Source organism: Pseudomonadota bacterium, from assembly GCA_018823135.1.
In the GTDB taxonomy this organism is placed as follows: Bacteria; Desulfobacterota; Desulfobulbia; order Desulfobulbales; family CALZHT01; genus JAHJJF01.
The window spans coordinates 1-18,481 of sequence record JAHJJF010000050.1; the positions used below are offsets into that span (position 1 = coordinate 1).

At 44.0% G+C, this 18,481-nt stretch carries 15 protein-coding genes; 11 read left to right on the forward strand and 4 right to left on the reverse strand.

Going from position 1 to position 18,481, the window contains the following annotated elements:
• The 4 genes from KKE17_04430 to KKE17_04445 form a co-directional block, all read left to right on the forward strand.
• On the forward strand, positions 1 to 944 hold a 944-nt coding region (locus tag KKE17_04430), incomplete at its 5' end, for an ABC transporter substrate-binding protein (GenBank protein MBU1709233.1).
• Positions 945 to 947: 3 nt separating this feature from the next.
• On the forward strand, positions 948 to 3,119 hold the full coding sequence (locus KKE17_04435) for a response regulator (GenBank protein MBU1709234.1): 2,172 nt from the start codon (positions 948 to 950) through the stop codon (positions 3,117 to 3,119).
• A gap of 99 nt (positions 3,120 to 3,218) precedes the next feature.
• Positions 3,219 to 4,181 carry an HD domain-containing protein gene (locus KKE17_04440; protein MBU1709235.1) on the forward strand — a complete coding sequence of 321 codons (963 nt, stop codon included), beginning with the start codon at positions 3,219 to 3,221 and terminating at the stop codon, positions 4,179 to 4,181.
• Between the two features lie 48 nt (positions 4,182 to 4,229).
• A complete protein-coding gene (locus tag KKE17_04445; GenBank protein ID MBU1709236.1) occupies positions 4,230 to 5,990 on the forward strand; it encodes a YgiQ family radical SAM protein in 1,761 nt (586 codons plus the stop codon).
• A gap of 111 nt (positions 5,991 to 6,101) precedes the next feature.
• Here the strand turns inward: KKE17_04445 and KKE17_04450 are convergent, their stop codons facing one another.
• On the reverse strand, positions 6,102 to 6,491 hold the full coding sequence (locus tag KKE17_04450; GenBank protein MBU1709237.1) for a hypothetical protein: 390 nt from the start codon (positions 6,489 to 6,491) through the stop codon (positions 6,102 to 6,104).
• A 515-nt stretch (positions 6,492 to 7,006) separates the two neighbouring features.
• Here KKE17_04450 and KKE17_04455 point away from each other — a divergent pair.
• The 4 genes from KKE17_04455 to KKE17_04470 all read left to right on the forward strand — a co-directional run bounded on the left by KKE17_04455 (position 7,007) and on the right by KKE17_04470 (position 11,315).
• The gene (locus KKE17_04455) at positions 7,007 to 7,933 is read left to right on the forward strand and encodes an ABC transporter substrate-binding protein (GenBank protein ID MBU1709238.1); all 927 of its coding nucleotides are present in this window, start codon (positions 7,007 to 7,009) and stop codon (positions 7,931 to 7,933) included.
• Positions 7,926 to 9,716, forward strand: coding sequence for a hypothetical protein (locus KKE17_04460; GenBank protein ID MBU1709239.1), 1,791 nt, complete (start codon positions 7,926 to 7,928; stop codon positions 9,714 to 9,716). Before KKE17_04455 ends, KKE17_04460 begins: the two co-directional genes overlap by 8 nt.
• 59 nt (positions 9,717 to 9,775) lie before the next feature.
• Positions 9,776 to 10,627 (forward strand): response regulator, encoded by an 852-nt coding sequence (locus KKE17_04465; protein MBU1709240.1) that lies wholly within the window; start codon positions 9,776 to 9,778, stop codon positions 10,625 to 10,627.
• Positions 10,628 to 10,721: 94 nt separating this feature from the next.
• The gene (locus tag KKE17_04470; protein MBU1709241.1) at positions 10,722 to 11,315 is read left to right on the forward strand and encodes an ankyrin repeat domain-containing protein; all 594 of its coding nucleotides are present in this window, start codon (positions 10,722 to 10,724) and stop codon (positions 11,313 to 11,315) included.
• An 84-nt stretch (positions 11,316 to 11,399) separates the two neighbouring features.
• Here KKE17_04470 and KKE17_04475 read toward each other — a convergent pair whose 3' ends face one another.
• The 3 genes from KKE17_04475 to KKE17_04485 form a co-directional block, all read right to left on the reverse strand.
• Positions 11,400 to 11,930 carry a hypothetical protein gene (locus tag KKE17_04475; protein ID MBU1709242.1) on the reverse strand — a complete coding sequence of 177 codons (531 nt, stop codon included), beginning with the start codon at positions 11,928 to 11,930 and terminating at the stop codon, positions 11,400 to 11,402.
• 183 nt (positions 11,931 to 12,113) lie between these two features.
• Positions 12,114 to 13,610, reverse strand: coding sequence for a leucyl aminopeptidase (locus tag KKE17_04480; GenBank protein MBU1709243.1), 1,497 nt, complete (start codon positions 13,608 to 13,610; stop codon positions 12,114 to 12,116).
• 177 nt (positions 13,611 to 13,787) lie between these two features.
• Positions 13,788 to 14,981, reverse strand: a complete 1,194-nt coding sequence (locus KKE17_04485; protein MBU1709244.1) for an HDOD domain-containing protein — start codon at positions 14,979 to 14,981, stop codon at positions 13,788 to 13,790.
• 572 nt (positions 14,982 to 15,553) lie between these two features.
• On the opposite strand from KKE17_04485, the gene KKE17_04490 reads away from it, so the two are divergent.
• The 3 genes from KKE17_04490 (at position 15,554) to KKE17_04500 (ending at position 18,402) form a co-directional block, all read left to right on the forward strand.
• The gene (locus KKE17_04490) at positions 15,554 to 16,597 is read left to right on the forward strand and encodes a hemolysin family protein (protein MBU1709245.1); all 1,044 of its coding nucleotides are present in this window, start codon (positions 15,554 to 15,556) and stop codon (positions 16,595 to 16,597) included.
• 3 nt (positions 16,598 to 16,600) lie between these two features.
• The gene (locus tag KKE17_04495; protein ID MBU1709246.1) at positions 16,601 to 17,095 is read left to right on the forward strand and encodes a zinc ribbon domain-containing protein; all 495 of its coding nucleotides are present in this window, start codon (positions 16,601 to 16,603) and stop codon (positions 17,093 to 17,095) included.
• A gap of 290 nt (positions 17,096 to 17,385) precedes the next feature.
• Positions 17,386 to 18,402, forward strand: coding sequence for a hypothetical protein (locus tag KKE17_04500; protein ID MBU1709247.1), 1,017 nt, complete (start codon positions 17,386 to 17,388; stop codon positions 18,400 to 18,402).
• The last annotated feature ends 79 nt before the right edge of the window (positions 18,403 to 18,481 follow it).

Below are 18,481 nucleotides of genomic sequence, written 5' to 3' on the forward strand. Positions count from 1 at the left end.
ATCTTGAAGAAAAAGATTTCAGGAAATCGTATCTGCTTGTGAAAAACGGCACGCCGATTGCCCGTTTGTCTTTAGACTCAAGCACCGGCGGAAAACAGCTTATCCGAAAGCTCACCGAAGACCAGTTCGACATGGCCTTTGGCGGCGTGCCCTCCATGATCAGCTATATTGATCAAGGAAAATACATTAAAATCCTCGCGCCGGTCATGACCGAAGGTTCCGGCCTGGTTTTAGGAAAAAACAATCCCGTAAACAGCTGGGAGGAATTTAAAAATTATGTCCGGAACAGTAACACCCCAATCAGAATCGGCTACAAGATTGACGTGTCAGTGCAAAACCTCATTTTTGAAAGCGCCCTCAAGGAATCAGGAATTATCTTTACAAAAAACCTCGATGATAAAAACGCGCAGATTACCCTGATAAATCTTAACGGCGCCAAAAATCTTATTCCGGCCCTTGAAAATGAAATTATTGACGGTTTTGTTGTCAACCAACCCTTTCCGGCCCTTGCTGAATACCAGGAAAAAGGAAAACTCATCGCCGACCTCAGTGACTTGCCGCCCGCAGGCAAATGGAAGAACAACCCCTGTTGCGCCCTTGCCGCCCGCACCGAATTCAGCAGCCTTTATCCCGAAATCACAACATCCTTTGTAAGCTTGATGCTTCGAGCAAATAATTTTATCAACGAAAACCCGGAACTCGTTGCCCAGCAAATTTCAAAATGGCTGGATCTGCCGGTTGAAGTGGAAAAAAAATCACTTCCGACAATCAACTTCATTACCGAATTCGATGCAGACTGGGACCGTGGGGTTGAGTTCTGGATCAAGGAAATGATTGATTCAAACAAGATCAGGGGGAAAGTCAAATCTTCCTACGAATCAGGGAGACTTGCCGAGGAACTTTATTTAATGGACACCTATCATCAGGCGAGAAAAAACCTTTAATCAATGCATATCTCTATTTCCCGTAAAGTTTTTATTATTTTCTCGATTTTGACCCTGATAACCATCTTTCTTGGGTCAACAGTTTTTTTCGGCTTGAAACAGCTCGAAGATAATCGAAAGGAAATAAGAACACTGTACGATTTCAAATTTCAGATCAGCGAACTCGGCCATTTTCATTCGAACCACAACTTCCATCTCAATATTTCAGACTTACCTCTTCTTGAAAACAAAATCGAAGCAACCTATGCCCTGGCTCATCAGATAATCAATTTCAAGGGGAAGAAAACCTTACCTGCCGACCTGCTCGCGGAATTAAATCATCTTGATGACTTTGTCTTGTATTACAAGGATGCGGCAATAGAACTTATCCCCAAAGAACTATTAAGAGAAGCAATGCACACCCAGGCTATTACTGAAATGCAGCTTCTTTTCACCGTTTTACAAAATCAGCAAAAAAAAGTTCCTCAAAAAGCCTTTGAATTATTCAGTTCCGCCGAAAAAATCATATACAGACACGAATACAATACAAACCCTTCGCATTTGAAACAATTAAAAGATATTCGTCGGCAAATGAACCGTTTCATTAATGATGCCAATTTTACAATTGCCTTTGATAAAGTCGTATCCACTGTTGAGCAGGACTATTTCAACGAACTTGCCATTCTAGACCGCACCGATTTCCTTTCAACAACAAGTTCGCGTTTTTATACAATTGCCAACAGGACCATAGCAGAACTCACCATACAAGTCGAAAAAACCCGGAAGCAAATCCAGCACATTATCCTTGCAATCATTATAATGACCGCGCTCATCACCTTCTGGTTATGGGCGTTATCAACCCGGAGGATAAGAGCCTTTCTCGATAATTTCCATCATTCATTGAATTTCATACGAAAAGGAAAATACGATTACAAGGCGCCACCGGTGTACTCCGATGAGTTAGGCGATGCCATATTATTCATGAAAGAAATGGCAGACGACCTCCAGGAAAAAATCCAGCAGAGGGAACTTGTGGAACTTGATAAGGAAAAACTGCAGGAGCAGTTGATCCATTCCCAGAAAATGGAGTCCGTAGGACTTCTGGCCGGAGGAATCGCCCATGACTTCAATAATATCCTTACCGGCATAAACGGTTATTGTGAACTTGCACTTTTAAAACTCCCTGAAGATGATCCGGCCCGTGAATATTTCAAAATAATTCTGGCAAGCGGCTTCAAAGCCACCGCGCTTACCAAGCAGCTTCTCACCTTCAGCAGAAAACAGGTCCTTGAGAAAAAAATCGTCAATCTGAATCCAATAATCCTCAATATCACTAAAATGCTCCAGCGGATGCTCGGCGACGATATAACGCTGGAGATTAAGACACCGGATAAAATCGGCAATATTCTTGCCGATACCAGCCAGCTTGAGCAGATTCTCCTGAATCTTTCGGTCAATGCCCGTGACAGCATGCCGAGCGGTGGCAGATTGACCATTGAAACATCTGAGATTTATATTGATGAAGAATACGCAAAGAGTCGCCCGGATGTAAAACCTGGCATGTATATTACCCTTTCAGTGACCGATACCGGACTGGGCATACCAAAAGAAATTCAGCACAAGATTTTTGATCCATTCTTCACAACCAAGGCTCCAGGAAAAGGGACGGGGCTTGGGCTTGCTACGGTATTCGGCATTGTAAAACAACATAATGGTCATATCTGGCTCTACAGTGAAGAAAACCACGGAACCACCTTCAAGATATATTTCCCGCTTATTGACAAGGGAGAAGAGCTCCCTGCTGTGCCGGAACAACCGGCATTTATGACCGGTGACCAGACAATCCTGGTAGTTGATGACAATGAAGATGTCCTGCAGCTGGTCAAGGAGTCTCTGTCGCATCATGGTTTCCATGTTATCAGTTCCAGTGACCCCGTTGATGCCCTTGAACAATTAGATTCCTATAATGGCACGATCCATTTATTGCTCACTGATGTTATTATGCCCGGCATGAACGGCAAGGAACTTGCGAATGCGGCCATCAAAAAACGTCCGAACCTCAAAGTTGTTTTCATGTCCGGCTATTCCGACCACATAATAATGCAGGAAGAAATTGAAAATAACCCGGATCTGCATTTCATTCAGAAACCCGTAACCCCGACTCAGTTAATGAATACATTGCGGGAAATTTTTTAATCTAATACATAACTATACATACATCTGCCCGCGTGCGAATAATCACCTTGTTCGACGTTGTGCTTTCAATACCCAATTTAAATGATAACAGGTCTGCCCATGCGGTTCGGGACAAGTGAATATATTCCAATCAATAAAAGCTACTTTCTTGCGGAAGACAGGGTCGTTGATTTTGATATTTATTGCGGCAAAAAAGATGATGATACCCACGAACCGTTATTGTTGATAGGCAGGGATTCACAGCTTTCCAACGTCAAGGAAATTGTTTCACGTAAATATTTTCATACCTTTTATATCCGTACAGAAGACAACTCCAATTACTGGAAATTTCTTGAGGACTCCCTTCCCACCCTCATCGACGACAAGCTCACCCCTCTTGAGAAAAAATCGTCATTGGTTTACTCCTGTGCGGAAAATGTCATAAAAGATGTCCTCCAGGCCCCGCGAAAACGCGAAAACATCAAACGTGCGCAGAATATTGCATCAAATATTTTAAATTTTTCTCTAACCTATACCGATGCCATAGCGATGCTTCTCAAGCTGGGGTCTCCCAAATATCAAACCTTCACTCATTGTGTTAATGTAGCAGTTTTTGCCGCAGGACTCTGTCTGATGATCGGCAAAGATTCCGAAAAGGAATTGGACGATATCGTCCTGGGTTGTCTGCTGCATGATATCGGCAAGGCATATATCGGCGACGAGATTCTCAAAAAGCCCGGCGAACTCACGCGGTCAGAATATGAAGAAGTAAAGCTGCATCCCATTAAAGGATATGAAATGATGAAAAATCACCTTTCCGACATTTCTCTCGACATCATCCTTCATCATCATGAGAAAGTAAGCGGCGCAGGCTATCCTCACGGACTCAAAGATGTCGAAATATCCGATCAGGCAAAAATAGCCGCCATTGCCGACGTATATGACGCCCTGACCACAAAGCGTCCCTATGGCGATGCCAAAGAGCCATTCAAGGCCCTGCACATGATGAAAGATGAGATGGTTGGCCAGTTTGAGCAGGAAAAATTCACTCAATTCATTTATTTTCTCGCAGGAGAAAAGTAAGCCTCCTGGTGGCCTCATAAATTATCCCGGCCGACAAGACATTCTTCGATGCAAAATCAAACCAACCAGTTCATCCCGGCATCCCGCGCCGAGATGAAACAAAACAAATGGGATGCGGTGGACATCGTCCTGGTCACAGGAGATGCTTACATCGACCATCCTTCTTTCGGGGTCGCGTTAATTGCCCGATGGCTCGAGGCCCATGGTTACAGGGTAGCAATTCTTGCTCAACCGGAACACAATTCTTCTGAGGATTTCAAGCGTTTCGGCAGACCGGCGCTGTTTTTCGGGATTACCGCCGGCAATCTCGACTCGATAGTTGCCAACTACACCGGCAATGCCAAAGTCAGGGATCAGGACAATTATTCGCCTCTGGGCAATCCGTATTTTGGAGACGACAAAAACAAAACAAGACGACGGCGGCCCGACCGGGCAACCATCCGCTATACCAACCTCGCTAAAGCCGCATATCCAGATGTTCCGGTTATTCTCGGTGGAATTGAAGCTTCCTTAAGGCGTTTCATCCATTTTGATTACCAGCAGGATAAAATACGAAATTCAGTGCTCACCGACGCCAAGGCCGATCTTCTCGTTTATGGAATGGGAGAACGTGCGGTGCTGGAAATCGCCAGCCGAAGATCTCAAGGAAAAAGCCTTGCGGAAATCGACGGGACATGCGAACGACTTACCGACAAGGAAATTGAGCTCCGGACCCAAAACATCGATTCTGTTGTCCTGCCCGGCTGGCAGGAAATACATGCTGATCTGCCGAAATTTATGGCAGCGGAAAAGCTGATTGATACATATTCCCGAAGCCTCGAAAATATATCAATTATCCAAAAACAGCAGGCCATGTGGGTCCTCCAGCACCCTCCGCCCCCCCCCCTTGACACACAGGAAATGGATTTCCTCTATTCCCTCCCCTATACCCGCCTGCCCCATCCGGCAAATAAAGGGAACATACCTGCGTACGCCATGGTCCGCGATTCTGTGACCATTGTCCGGGGATGCTACGGTAATTGCTCCTTCTGCGCTATTTCAAGACATCAAGGGCCGATAATCAGCACAAGAAGCAAAATGTCGATTATTAAAGAACTTGAAAAAATTGCTCTTTCCAAAGACTTCAAAGGAACCATAAGCGATCTTGGCGGCCCCAGCGCCAACATGTACGGCACCTCCTGCGCAAGTCCCAATCCGTGTAAACGTCATGATTGTCTCAACCCTGGCCTTTGTAAACACCTGCGGATTGACGAGAATCAATTCCTCCAGCTCCTCAGCGAGGCAACATCCGTAAAAGGAATAAAAAACGTGTTCATTTCTTCGGGAATGCGCATGGAACTTCTGCTGAAAACTCCGAAACTGCTCAAAAAACTGATCAGCGAAAACACTCCGGGATTAATGAAAATAGCTCCTGAACACAGCCAGACGGAAATACTGCGCCTGATGCACAAGAATGGTTCGACACTTCTCGCTGAATTTCTGAAAACCTGCAGGGAAACTGCGCAGGCAGCACATAAGACTATTGGATTTTCGCCCTACTACATTGCCTCACACCCGGGGAGCACAATCAGCGACATGGAAAAACTGGCAATTTCCATCCAGGAAAACGGCCTTACCGTAAAACATTTCCAGGATTTCACGCCAACACCGGGAACCCTTTCCACGGCTATGTATGTGACCGGCCTGGATCGCGACACATTGAAGCCGATCTTTGTCCCTCGCCACAAACGGCAAAGACTGGCCCAAAGAAATATTCTTGAAAAAATCAGTCTCCGTAATAAATCAGTGCGCATAAAAAAGACCCGGTAATCCTTATCAGAAAATTTCATGAAATATTCATGATTAAATCACCACTGGTCTAAACAAAAAAAAAGCCGCTCAGTAATTATCTGGGCGGCTTTTAAATGTATGAAAAAAAAATCAGGCGGAAAGTGAAAACTCCATTTCTACGGCAGCATTGCTTTCAATGAAATGCTCAAGCTTACGCGTTTGCCCCGTGGTCAGTTTACCGAATCGAACCCCACATTTTTTCACAACAAAGGTCTCATCAGGAAAATCACTCTGGGCCTTTGTATCGTAAACAACCTCATATGGAATTTTTGGAAGAAAGAATTCATAATCGCCGATAATGATATCCATCTCAGATGATTCCATCGGCCAACGCTTACGGTCAACATATCTGAAGGAAAGCCCCTCCATGCTGATGTCTACGATGAGACCAGGCTTTGTTGAATTAATGGTAAAGGCCCCTTCCTTAACAAGAAAGCGCCTCTGATCTCTCCTCTCAGTGGAACTCTGTGAAACTGCCATAAAGCGATATCCTCCCAAGATGTATTATTTACTTGTGAAAGACTGCGGCAAGACGAATTTAATAAAATGTGATAAAGAGTAATTGTCAAGTGAAAATAAATTAACAGGCAATCTCCTGTCTTACTTTGACGGGAAAAGTTCATGAATGAGATGAATCAAATAACGTAGTTATGAGATGTTATATCAATGCTATGGTAAAATATAATAATTAATTCATGATCAACATTATCAAATAACAATCAACCTTATTGGGGTATACACAGTTTTTGCAGCAATCCTAACAATCTAGCAGTTGACATTAACGGATTCTTCGATCACAATAACATCTAAATACTATTTTCGGTTTATGGCTAATTTCGTTGAAAAGATACAGCGAACATTTATTTATAATCGGTTCATAAACTTATGATTCAAATTAAAAGAGCATTCCCTGCATACGGTGATTCCTTTTGCTTCGGACTCCGTGCTGTCTCTCTTAATGGAGCATCAATACTTTCGAATACTATTACCCCGGCATGAAAAAAATCTTTTTTCTCATACTTTCCCTGTTGTTTCTTCTTTCTTCAGAAACTTCTGCGGATACGGGTAATATATTTGTTGTCCAGAGTTCCAGACTCAAACCATACATGGAGGCCCTTGACGGTCTCCGATATACTTTACGCAACATCCCCCCGCAAAAAGCTCAAAAATCAATACAGTCTTATACGATAACGGAATTCCTCCTCACCGGAGACTGGAGCTGGAAAAACCTCCAGCAAACTATTGAAAGCAAGCAACCTCAACTCATTGTAGCCATTGGCACTAATGCCCTTGCCGCCCTCGAACCCGTTGTTGATATACCGATAATTTATCTCATGGTGCCTTTTCCAGAGTCCCTGATTAACGGCCGGAAAAATATTACCGGCATTGATATGAAACTGAACCCCGAAACCCATTTGGCTGCAATATTGGGTAGTTTGCCCGCAACAAAAAAAATCGGTACCATTTATGATCCCCGGAAAAATTCAAACCTTGTCCAGAAAATTAAAGAAATTGCCCGGCAATACAAAATTGAACTCGTCGCCCTAAAAACCGATGACCCAAAAAAAGTTCCGCAATTACTCTCTGAAATTGCCGCTCATATAGATCTGTTCTGGATGCTGCCGGACCTCACGGTGTTAACTCCTGAGACCACTGAGCAGATACTTTACTTTTCCCTGGAGAACAGGATCCCGGTTGCTACATTTTCCTCTAAATATCTCAAACAAGGGGCGGTGATCGCCGTTACTTTCGACATTTTTGATATGGGTAAACAGGCAGGTGAGCTTGCCGAAATGATCGTTGACGGCACACCCGCTCATGAAATTTCACCCCGCCCTGCCAGGACCACCAGACTCCAGGTCAATCATTCTGTAGCCAAAAATCTCGGCATTGAGATACAGGAATTGAAGAATAATGATTAAACCCATCCGATATTTAAAACAAAATTTCAGTGCAAAAGTTTTTTTCTATATCTTCTGCGGGATGATTATCATTTTCAGCTCACTGAATCTTTTTTTCATTCACCTTCAACGGCAGACATTAGAGCAAAACCTCTATAGCCAGGGGGTCATGCATGTTAAAAATCTTGCATACTCCACGCGTCTGGGGGTTTTTACTGAAAACCACGACATGCTTGTCAACCTCATTGACGGCGTGCTTTTTAATACGGAAAACTCCCTGATACAAGCCTGTATCCTTTCATCTGACGGCGCCCCCCTGACATCCAAGAGAAAAGATACGTACCGGCAAAACAACATTAATTGCGCCATAGATATTTATTCTCCAGAAGAATTAATGATCAAAATAAAAGATGCCCCAAACAGATTATTCATCCTCGAACATGCCGACCATATCGAATTCTGGAGCCCGATTCTTGCGACCTCCAGCCTACAGACTTACGATTCCCTTTATTTTGATACCGTAAATGAAAATGTCCTTCATAAACAGAGAGTTATAGGTGCAATCGGCGTAACAATTGATAAGGCTCCACTCAAGAAAGGCCTTGAAACAATCCTCAAAAGAACCATCACAAGCGGCATATTTTTTCTATTTCTTGCCGGCATTATCACCTATCTCATCACTCGAGAGGTTACTGCGCCGCTTAAAAAACTGATCCATAGAGTGGAAGAACGTGGAATTGTCATAGAGGCGGCCAATCAACTTGATCTTCTCGAGGGCACTTTCAATAATCTGGTCAGAGGCCTGGAAGAGTCCATAACAACCATTGCAAATCTGAAAGAAAACCTTGAACTGAAAGTCGATGAACGTACCCATGCACTTCTGGAACACAGCGTCTATCTCGAAAAAACCAACCAGGAACTGGAAAAAACATTGCGGCGGCTAAAGGAGGCCCAGACCCAACTAGTGCATTCTGAAAAGATGGCGGCATTAGGCCAGCTTGTTGCCGGTGTTGCACATGAAATCAATAATACAACCAATTTTATTTCCGGCGCCCTGCCACCATTAACCCGGGGGGTGAATGATCTGAATACCTTTCTTGATCTTTGCAATCAACTCCCCGAACACAGTGACGAAGACAAGATTATCGATCATTTCAAGATAACAGCGAAATATCGGAAAGATTTTCAGTTTAATAAACTTCCTGAAATTATGAATACTCTCATCGCAAACATTGCCGAAGGCACCCAGAGAACCACACAGATTGTCCAGGACCTGAAAAACTTTTCCCGCCCGGAAGAAGACCTCATGGTGCAAACGGATATAAACAAGAACCTTGAAAGCACCTTGACCCTGCTCCACAATGAATACAAATACAATATTGAGATTTTTAAAAATCTTGACCAGACACTTCCGACAGTATCGTGTTACCCCAGCCAGTTGAACCAGGTTTTTCTTAATATATTGCTTAATTCCATTCAATCCATCAAAGGAAAAGGCGTCATATGGATCAGCACCTGGCTTGAAGGCGAATTCGTCCATATACGAATCAAGGATAACGGTTGCGGCATTCCGGATGAGATTCGTGAAAAAATCTTTGATCCTTTTTTTACCACAAAAGAAGTTGGTCAGGGGACCGGTCTGGGATTGAGTATTTCATACGGAATCATTCAGAAGCATTCAGGAAAAATTAAAGTCAACAGTCAACCCCAAAAAGGCACGGAAATGGAAATCATTATTCCCACTGTATTAAAAAAATCTACTATTGAATATGAAGAAGCTCATGATATTGCTTTGAGCCAATAAAAACCACAGACTTTCCCTTAGGTACTTAAAAACAATTTGTGAGGCGCCAACGTACTGAAATGAACAAAATACTCTATATAGATGACGAAAAAATAAATCTCACCAATTTCACCCAAACCTTCAACCGGGATTATGAGATCTTTACTGCAATAAACGGTGAGAAGGCACTGGATATACTTGAGCAGATCGGTGAAGTTTCGCTCGTCATAACCGATCAACGCATGCCGGGCATGTCCGGTGTTGAAGTGTTATATGCCATCAAAGAACTTTATCCAGACACCTCACGGATGGTCATAACCGCCTATACGGATGTCGATTATCTCGTTGATGCAATAAACCGCGGTCACGTATATCAATATATTTTCAAACCCTGGAATGAAGTGGAGCTCAGAATCAAGGTCAAACACGCTGTTGATAAATATATCCTTACCAAGAGAAACCAGAAGCTTCTTGCCTGGCTTGAAAAAATGAACACGGAACTTGAAGACCGGGTCATCGAAAGAACAAAAGAACTCAATACGACAAACACTCTATTGAAATTGAGCAACAATGAACTTCGTGAAGCGCACACAACCGTACGGGAACAGGCTGAAAAACTGGAAAAAAGCAATCACGAGCTCAAATGGAAGTTAAAAGAGCTTGAAAAAACAAAGGAAGAGGTCAAATCACTTCAGGATTTACTACCGATCTGCTCATACTGCAAAAAGATTCGCGATGATGATCACTATTGGGAAGAAGTGGAAAGCTATATCCGGCGATTTAATAATGAACTTGAATTTTCACACAGCATTTGCCCGGACTGTTACGAAAAACATATAGTCCCTGAGCTTGCCGTTTTTGCAGAGGAACAGAAAAAACAGAAAAAAACCGGCAAGAATGTGATCGAAATGCACCGCGAGGAAGAAGATTGATTTAAAGCTTGATTGTCCAAATTTTATTTTCAGGGAAAAAAATCGTATAATCAGAATAATTACCTTTAAAGAACTTTTACCTGGAACAATGAAATTGAATACAAATACCCCACCCCTGTTAGAGGCCATCACCCGGGGGGACCGAAAAAAGCTCAGAGAACTTCTTGATCGTAAAATCGTTGAGATAGACCGCTGTTTTGAAAACGGAGAAACCCCGCTTATCCTGGCAATTTCTCACGGTTACACGGATATAGCCCTCTTGCTCATCGCCCGGGGAGCCGACATCAACCTCAGTAATAACAAAGGAATCAGTCCATTAATGGCCGCAGGTGAAGCTGACAATTATGACTTGTTCAACCTGTTTATCATCAAAGGTGCCGACATTTCGCTTCGGGATTCTCAGGGAGAAAACGCTCTCCACAAAACTGCACGGCTGGGCCATGCAAAGCCTGTTCAACTTCTTCTACAAAAAGGGCTCTATCCCCATACCAAATCCGGTTACGGCCAAACGCCCCAAGAACTTGCACAAGCTAACGGCCACAAAGAGGTTGTCAGCATTTTCAAGAATTTCAAAACTACTGAACAGGACAAGGACTTGTTTACCATGGATGTCGAATCTTTGGAGGATGAATTTGACAGGCTGAAATTTGATGTATTACTCGGTCCAGAAATCATTAACAAAGGCTAAAAAATCAATATATACAGTCGTAATACCGGTCAGAACCTTTTTATTGCTATTCAAAAACAGTTTGATCACGCACAGGATAAAAACTCATTTTATTTCCCGAAATAATTCCTCTTCAATGTCCTTTGCCGGAACCAGATGGTTATGCCGCTCATCAAATATCTGGCCGGTCGCCTTATCGATTTTATAGGAAGACTCCTGAAACTCTGAAATCACCAGGATATCATAATACCGGGAATTATCGAGTATATCCATTGTCGCATTATCCGCCGGTTTGCCGACAAGCTTTGTGACAAATGAAATTGCCTGTTCGAATTCTTTCGAAGGCGCATAAAAAATCGGCCGCTCCCCTTTCGGAGTATCCCGGGGATTACTCAAACGTCCCAAAGACCTTGTGCGCCTCGTTAAATCAACCGCCACCCCATAAAAAAAATCTCCATTAAAGGGCACATACCTTACTGACATATTGAAAAAAACAATTACCGCTTTTTCACTGACCATTACTTTGATGCGATCAAAGTTTTCAATCTTGAAACTCGGGTCCTTAAAGGTCTCCACAGCTTTTTGTATAATGTCCGATTTAGTCAGTTTCATCTCATTTATATCTTCCGGATACATTATTCCCTCCTTTCCGGCATAGGTATCCTGAACCGAAAACAATAAAAAACAAACAGCAATCAGGAGAAAATATCCCGTGGTATGTAAGAGATCAACCTTGTTCATTGATTGCCATGCCATTGCTAAAAAGAAGCCATGTTATGTAAAAAATCATCTTCACCAGGAGAGAGCGGGCTGAATGGATCAGCTCCGTTTCCAATGTCTCACCAACTCCAGCAGCGTTCGCACGCCAACACCGGAAGGTCCCTTGGGTATATACGACTTTTCGGTAAAATCCCAGGCCGTACCGGCAATATCAAGATGGGCCCACGGTACATCACCGACAAATTCCTGTAAAAATGCTCCGGCGGTAATCGTGCCGCCGGTTCGGTTGCCGATGTTTTTAAGGTCTGCAACCGTTGACTTGAGCTGCTTGGTGTATTCCGGGCCCAGCGGCAGACGCCATAAAGGTTCTCCGCATCTCGCCCCTGCGGCAATCAGTTTTTCTGCAAGACGATCATCAGTACTCATCAACCCGGTGCGATGATGCCCCAGGCCGACTACAACTGCGCCGGTGAGTGTTGCCAGATCAATGACCGCATCCGGTTTGAATTTTTCAACGCCGTAAGCAAGCGCATCCGCAAGAATCAGCCGGCCTTCAGCATCGGTATTTATAACCTCAACGGTTTTGCCGCCGTAATGGGTAATTACATCTCCGGGCTTTACCGCCGAAGGCCCGGGCATATTTTCCGTTGCCGGAACAATGGCAATAACATCGCAATGATTAGGCCTTTCTTCGCCAATGGCCTGCATGACCGCAAGTACCGCGGCTCCGCCACACATATCGTATTTCATCTCATGCATCCCGCTGCCGGATTTTATTGATATCCCGCCGGAATCAAAAGTCAATCCCTTCCCCACCAGCAATATCTTGGGAACCTTTTTCCCTGTGCGGTATTCAACGATTGTCATGGTCGGCGGAATAGCCGATCCCTGGTTGACCGCAAGTAATCCTCCCATCTTAAGCTTTGTGATATCCGATTTACCGAGAACCTTCACCTTCAAAGGGTATTTTCTGGCAAGTTCTTTTCCGAATTCACCGAAGTCCGTCGGCGTCCAGAAATTTGCCGGCTCATTGGCCATATCCCGGGCAACACTGACAGCGTCTGAGGCAATTCGGCCACGTTTCATGCCTTTTTTTGCAAGCGCCTCATCCTGTGCAAAAATTACCACCTCCTTGATACATCCATCTTCATCCTCAGGGTCATTGCCGGTCTTATATTTTTTAAATTGATAATTGCCGAGCAACACTCCCTCGGCAAGACATTCGACAATATCATCCGCTGCCATACCGGTAGTTTCCGGAGCCACTACCATGATATTCAAAGCCTTGGTTTTTTTTACGGTAGAAGCTATCGTCCCCCCCGCCTTCCTGAAAAGTTCACGATCAGGATCTTCTTTACCCATACCGATCACTAATATTCTTCTTACACCTTTTTTATTGTCAGGGGCCACTTCCGGATAATACAAAAAGGTCTGCCCTTCTTTTCCGGAAAAATCACCGGATTCAATTGCCCGGTCAATCATCTCCTGAACTGATCGGTTATCACATTTTGAAATGGTTTTCTTAATCTGCCGGACAAGATAAACAAGCATGTCGCCTGTATATTCGGCAGGTTTCGTTTTAACGATTTTTATCATTTTTCCACCATGTTGATCCTCTCCCCTCATGGGAGGGATTCGTTAAGACTTTACGACAAAAACAAAAACAATGCCTGAAATGTAAAATGAAAAGGGCAAAAAGGAAAGCCTATTAATTTAACTCGAGGGTAAGGCGTTTGATTGGATCAAAAAGGGTTGAATTGGCTGGCATCTTTTTCAGAAATTCTCAACTTCGATTCCCTCAATCATGTCTTGCGCTGCCTGCCGCCATTTATCGACAGGAAAATCATCGGCAAGAAGAGTAATATCCGTCTCGATCTTGAGCCAGGGAGTTGCTTCCAGCAGGCACCGGTCAGCAATACTGACAATTAAAGGCACGCCAGAGAGTTCTTTAATCGGCAGATTATGATTTGCCGCTGTTTCCACAATGGCCATGGGCAGATTCCACCAGAGCATTATCGAACTGCCGAGCTCGGCGTGAGAAATACCGAAAAGCTCCGACTCAAAATCAGATGACGGAAAGTCAAAGGTCTCCCGTCCGTCAATAAAATCCTTATACATTCCACAAGCCGTAGCAAAAAATATCAATTTGCCGATATCATGAAGGAGTGCAGCTGTTGCCACATCCTTCACCAACTCAGGGGCGATTTCCCGAGCAATGCCTGCTGCAAGTTTACTGCAGAGAAAGCTGTGTTCACCTATATCTTCGACATATACCTGGCACTGTTCGGAAAGTTTGAAGGATTTCAGGACGGCGATATACAGAACTATTTCTTTTATCTGAGTAATGCCCAAAAAAGTTATGGCATGCTGCAGATCGCCGATTGATGATTTTTTAGCAAAAGCTGCAGAGTTGACAACCTGTAAGAGTTTCGAGGAGATTACCGGATCTTTTTCAATTGCTGCGGCAAGGTCCTCGGTGGTGAAATCAGGATCACGAAGCAGTGCTTCGATATCTGTGACAACCGCAGGAAGAACCGGAAGATTTCCACCAGCTTCAAGAAATTTCCAGCATTTGTTTCGCTGAAGACGTGAACGGGTCTGCAAATCCCTTTTAAGTATTTCGGCGATGCCATTCTTTTCCCAGGGAAAACACAGGTAACGATGAGCAAACCCTGAAGCCACAAGCTTCATAAGCTCATTTGTGTTATCATCGTTGGCATAAACAAAACGGATGGTGTAGGGAAATTTTTCTTTTACATGATACAGAAAATCGGTTGCGGATTCGCCTTCAATCTTAAGATTTACAATAACAAAATCAGGCGCAACCCCACCCATTATTTTTTTTGCCTCTTTAATCGAAGCGCAACAATAGACAAAATGAGAAAGCTGTTCGAATAGCTGTCTGAATTGCTCCAGAGCAACAGGGTCGGTGTCCACAACAAAAAAGGTATAGATCTTTCTCGGCATCAGATAAAAGAAGTTTGTGATTAAGGTTCAGGGCTGTTTATTCCCAAAAAAACAACAACCGAGGATAAATACTCGTGCTTTCGGAGTCTCGCAGACCTCGCTTACCTTGAAGTCTTGATACTCGCGCTTATCACCGAGACCGACAATAATTTGAAATTTCCTTATCAAAAAAATATACTTTTTATACTAATTTTTTTAACTTTTTCCCAGTACATTTATTATGACATCAAAATATACCAGCATCCTAACTTATTAATTAAATTGATTTTTCATCTATTTACGGGCCCTGGAGATCACTTTTCCATAGCAAACTTGTCTCCACGGAATGCACGGACATAACCACAGCATCCTTCACGGGAACCCAATACTAATGAAGCCTATTCTCCATGCGGGACACCAAACATCCCAAAGATCAAAGTTATGCAGAATAAAACCTTTTGCAGGCCATAACCAAAAAAAATGGTATAACATCCCCAAAAAATTATACCCTGGGAGTCTGTCGGAAAAAAAGATCGTTACGAAGAACAGATGCAGAATTCCCCGACAGACTACCAGCTTTCCGGGAGGAAACCTTGATTACCCAACTTGTAATTGCGATTCTTTGTGCCGTGCTGATTTCCGGCTTTTGCAGCATCTGTGAAGCCGTTCTATTTTCCATATCTCCCGCTCAAGTGGAAATTATGTCACATTCCGGCAAAATCTCGGGACGCATCATGCAGAGCCTGAAAAAGGATATTCAGAAACCGATAACCGCCATACTCACGCTGAATACCATTGCCAACACCATGGGAGCAGCTGTTGCAGGAGCATCGGCGACAGTGGTGTTCGGTGATGCATATCTCGGCTTGTTTTCTGCAGCATTTACCCTTGTAATCCTTCTCTTTTCTGAAATTCTTCCCAAAACCGCAGGGGTTATTTATCATCAAGCCCTGGCACCTTGGGTTGCAATCCCGATTCACTGGATGGTCATCATTCTTGCGCCTTTTACCTGGCTTTGTCAGATTGTCACCAGACTGATACCTGGCAAGGATAAGGAAACCCTGATCTCGGCGGCGGAAGTCCTTGCCATCGCCAGGCTCAGCCGCAAATCCGGCGAAATTGATTTTCAGGAAGAAAAAGTCATCAAGAATGTCTTGAGCCTTAAAGAAAAGACGGTCAGGCAGGCAATGACTCCCCGCACGGTTTCCTTCACCCTAAGCGAACATCTGACCCTGGCCGAAGCCCTGGAACATCAGGACCAATGGGAACTTCACAGCCGAGTGCCGCTCTATGACAAAGACCCCGATGATATTGTCGGCATAGCATTGAGAAAGGATGTCCTCCAGAAGGTTGCCGAAGATTTTGAGCACTTAAAACTCACAGATGTCATGAACCCTGTGCACTTTGTGCCGGAATACGCCCCCCTGACTGCTGTGCTCCTGGATTTTTTCGAGTATCATCAGCATCTTTTCGCAGTCGTTGATGAATACGGCGGTTTTACCGGAGTTATCAGTCTTGAGGATATTATTGAAGAAATTGTCGGGCGTGAAATCATGGACGAATCCGACAAGACCATGGATATGAGAGAGTTGGCCCGCAGAAAACGAAAAATTCTTACTGGAAAAGGAACTGAGTAATCTATGCCGATCTATGAATTTTATTGCAGAAATTGCCACACGATTTTCAACTTTTTTTCTTCCCGGGTCAATACCGAAAAAAAACCGGAATGCCCTGCCTGCGGCATGAAAAACCTGAAAAAATATCTTTCCTCATTTGCAACCATCGGCAAGGCAAAAAATCCTGAGGATGGAATGCTTGCAAATATTGACGAATCAAAAATGGAAAGCGTCCTTGGCGAACTGGCCATGGAAGCCGGCAATATCAACGCCGAAGACCCCAGACAAATGGCTAATCTCATCAGGAAATTCTCCCAGAAAACCGGGCTTGACATGGGCGGTCAGATGGAAGAAGCCCTTGCCCGGCTTGAATCAGGAGAAAACCCGGAACAAATCGAGCAGGACATGGGAAATCTTTTTGGCGATGACTTTGATCCAGCGGCCATGTTTGCGAATAAAGGCACCACTCGGAATCGCAACGCTGAACCACGAAGGGATGAAACGCTCTATGAGCTTTAACGCGGACAGATCACCAACCGATCATGCCGAATCTCCCGGGCTTAAACTCAATTCGCATACAATTGAGCATGGCGAAATGCTTTGAACCACGGCGTCAGGATTTATCTGAATCTTCAACCTGCCTGGCTCTTGAAATATCCGAGTTAATTGATTCTGTGTATCCGGAATACAGGAAGCGCTATTTCAAATAAATTGACACCAACCGCCCTGTTGTTATAGGCTGGAAAAACTATGCCGTTACAGGCTACTCTCCATCCCGACAAACCAGAATTAATGGAGTTTGTTCTGCCATGTACAAAAACACCCCACTTTCCCTGTTCATCCTTACTTGCCTTATTTTCTTTTATTTACCTCCGCATAATGCTGATGCATCCGGCACTGAAGAAATTCAGATACAAAAACCACTACCTGGTAAATCAGCAAAAACTCGCACCTCTCGTCTTGAAGAAATAAGTTTAACCCTGGAAACGGGATACCGGGTTGACCAACTCGACTGGAATCATGCATCCGATAGAACCGGTAATACCACCCCGAACATCCGTTCCGAACTCACCTGGGAAGACATTGAAAGTTATCAATTGCGAGCGGCAGGCCGAATCACCCACAAAATGGGCCGGCTGCCTTTTTCTGCGACCTACCGCGGCTATATCAGTTCTGGCTTGATTGTTGACGGGATGAATCAGGATTCTGATTATAACGGAAATGACCGCGCCCAGGAATTTTCGCGCTCCAACAATTCAAGTGATGACGGCTCGGTCTTTGACACTCAGTTTGGCCTCGGATTCACCTTTCGGCCATCACCCAAACGATTCCATATCTCCCCTCTTTTCGGCTGGTCCTATCATGAACAGAACCTCACAATGACCGACGGCGATCAAACCATTCCCGCCACAGGTTCCTTCAGTGGCCTTGACAGTTCTTACAATAGCCAGTGGTACGGATTGTGGACCGGCGCGGAAATCGAATTCATGCCCATTAACAAACTGGCTCTTACCGGAAGCCTGGAACTCCATTCAGTCAAATATTATGCAGAAGCCAACTGGAACTTACGGAATGATCTTAAGCACCCGAATAGTTTTGAACACAATGCAGATGAAGGAAGCGGCATAGTTTTAAATCTGGGCGGCAAATATATCTTCGGCAAAAAGTGGTCGCTCAATCTTGCTCTTAATTACAGCAAATGGCAGATGGAAAACGGCACCCATACTTTTCATATGAGTTCAGGCGCTAATGTTACTTATCGATTAAACGAGGTCAACTGGGAATCTTTCAGCTCCATGGTCGGGGTCAAATACAGATTCAAATAAACACTTTTTGCATTGACTTAAACACTTCTTCGAAATTTCCTGCAAAAAAAGAGATTTTATTTCCTTATATCTCTATAAC

Bases quoted from the DNA above. Each gene is read 5' to 3' on its own strand.
- KKE17_04435 (MBU1709234.1), top strand. From the start codon at position 948: ATGCATATCTCTATTTCCCGTAAAGTTTTTATTATTTTCTCGATTTTG.
- KKE17_04480 (MBU1709243.1), bottom strand. From the start codon at position 13,610: ATGATAAAAATCGTTAAAACGAAACCTGCCGAATATACAGGCGACATG.
- KKE17_04440 (MBU1709235.1), top strand. From the start codon at position 3,219: ATGCGGTTCGGGACAAGTGAATATATTCCAATCAATAAAAGCTACTTT.
- KKE17_04455 (MBU1709238.1), top strand. From the start codon at position 7,007: ATGAAAAAAATCTTTTTTCTCATACTTTCCCTGTTGTTTCTTCTTTCT.
- KKE17_04495 (MBU1709246.1), top strand. From the start codon at position 16,601: ATGCCGATCTATGAATTTTATTGCAGAAATTGCCACACGATTTTCAAC.
- KKE17_04475 (MBU1709242.1), bottom strand. From the start codon at position 11,930: ATGTATCCGGAAGATATAAATGAGATGAAACTGACTAAATCGGACATT.
- KKE17_04485 (MBU1709244.1), bottom strand. From the start codon at position 14,981: ATGCCGAGAAAGATCTATACCTTTTTTGTTGTGGACACCGACCCTGTT.
- KKE17_04450 (MBU1709237.1), bottom strand. From the start codon at position 6,491: ATGGCAGTTTCACAGAGTTCCACTGAGAGGAGAGATCAGAGGCGCTTT.
- KKE17_04445 (MBU1709236.1), top strand. From the start codon at position 4,230: ATGCAAAATCAAACCAACCAGTTCATCCCGGCATCCCGCGCCGAGATG.
- KKE17_04500 (MBU1709247.1), top strand. From the start codon at position 17,386: ATGTACAAAAACACCCCACTTTCCCTGTTCATCCTTACTTGCCTTATT.
- KKE17_04465 (MBU1709240.1), top strand. From the start codon at position 9,776: ATGAACAAAATACTCTATATAGATGACGAAAAAATAAATCTCACCAAT.
- KKE17_04460 (MBU1709239.1), top strand. From the start codon at position 7,926: ATGATTAAACCCATCCGATATTTAAAACAAAATTTCAGTGCAAAAGTT.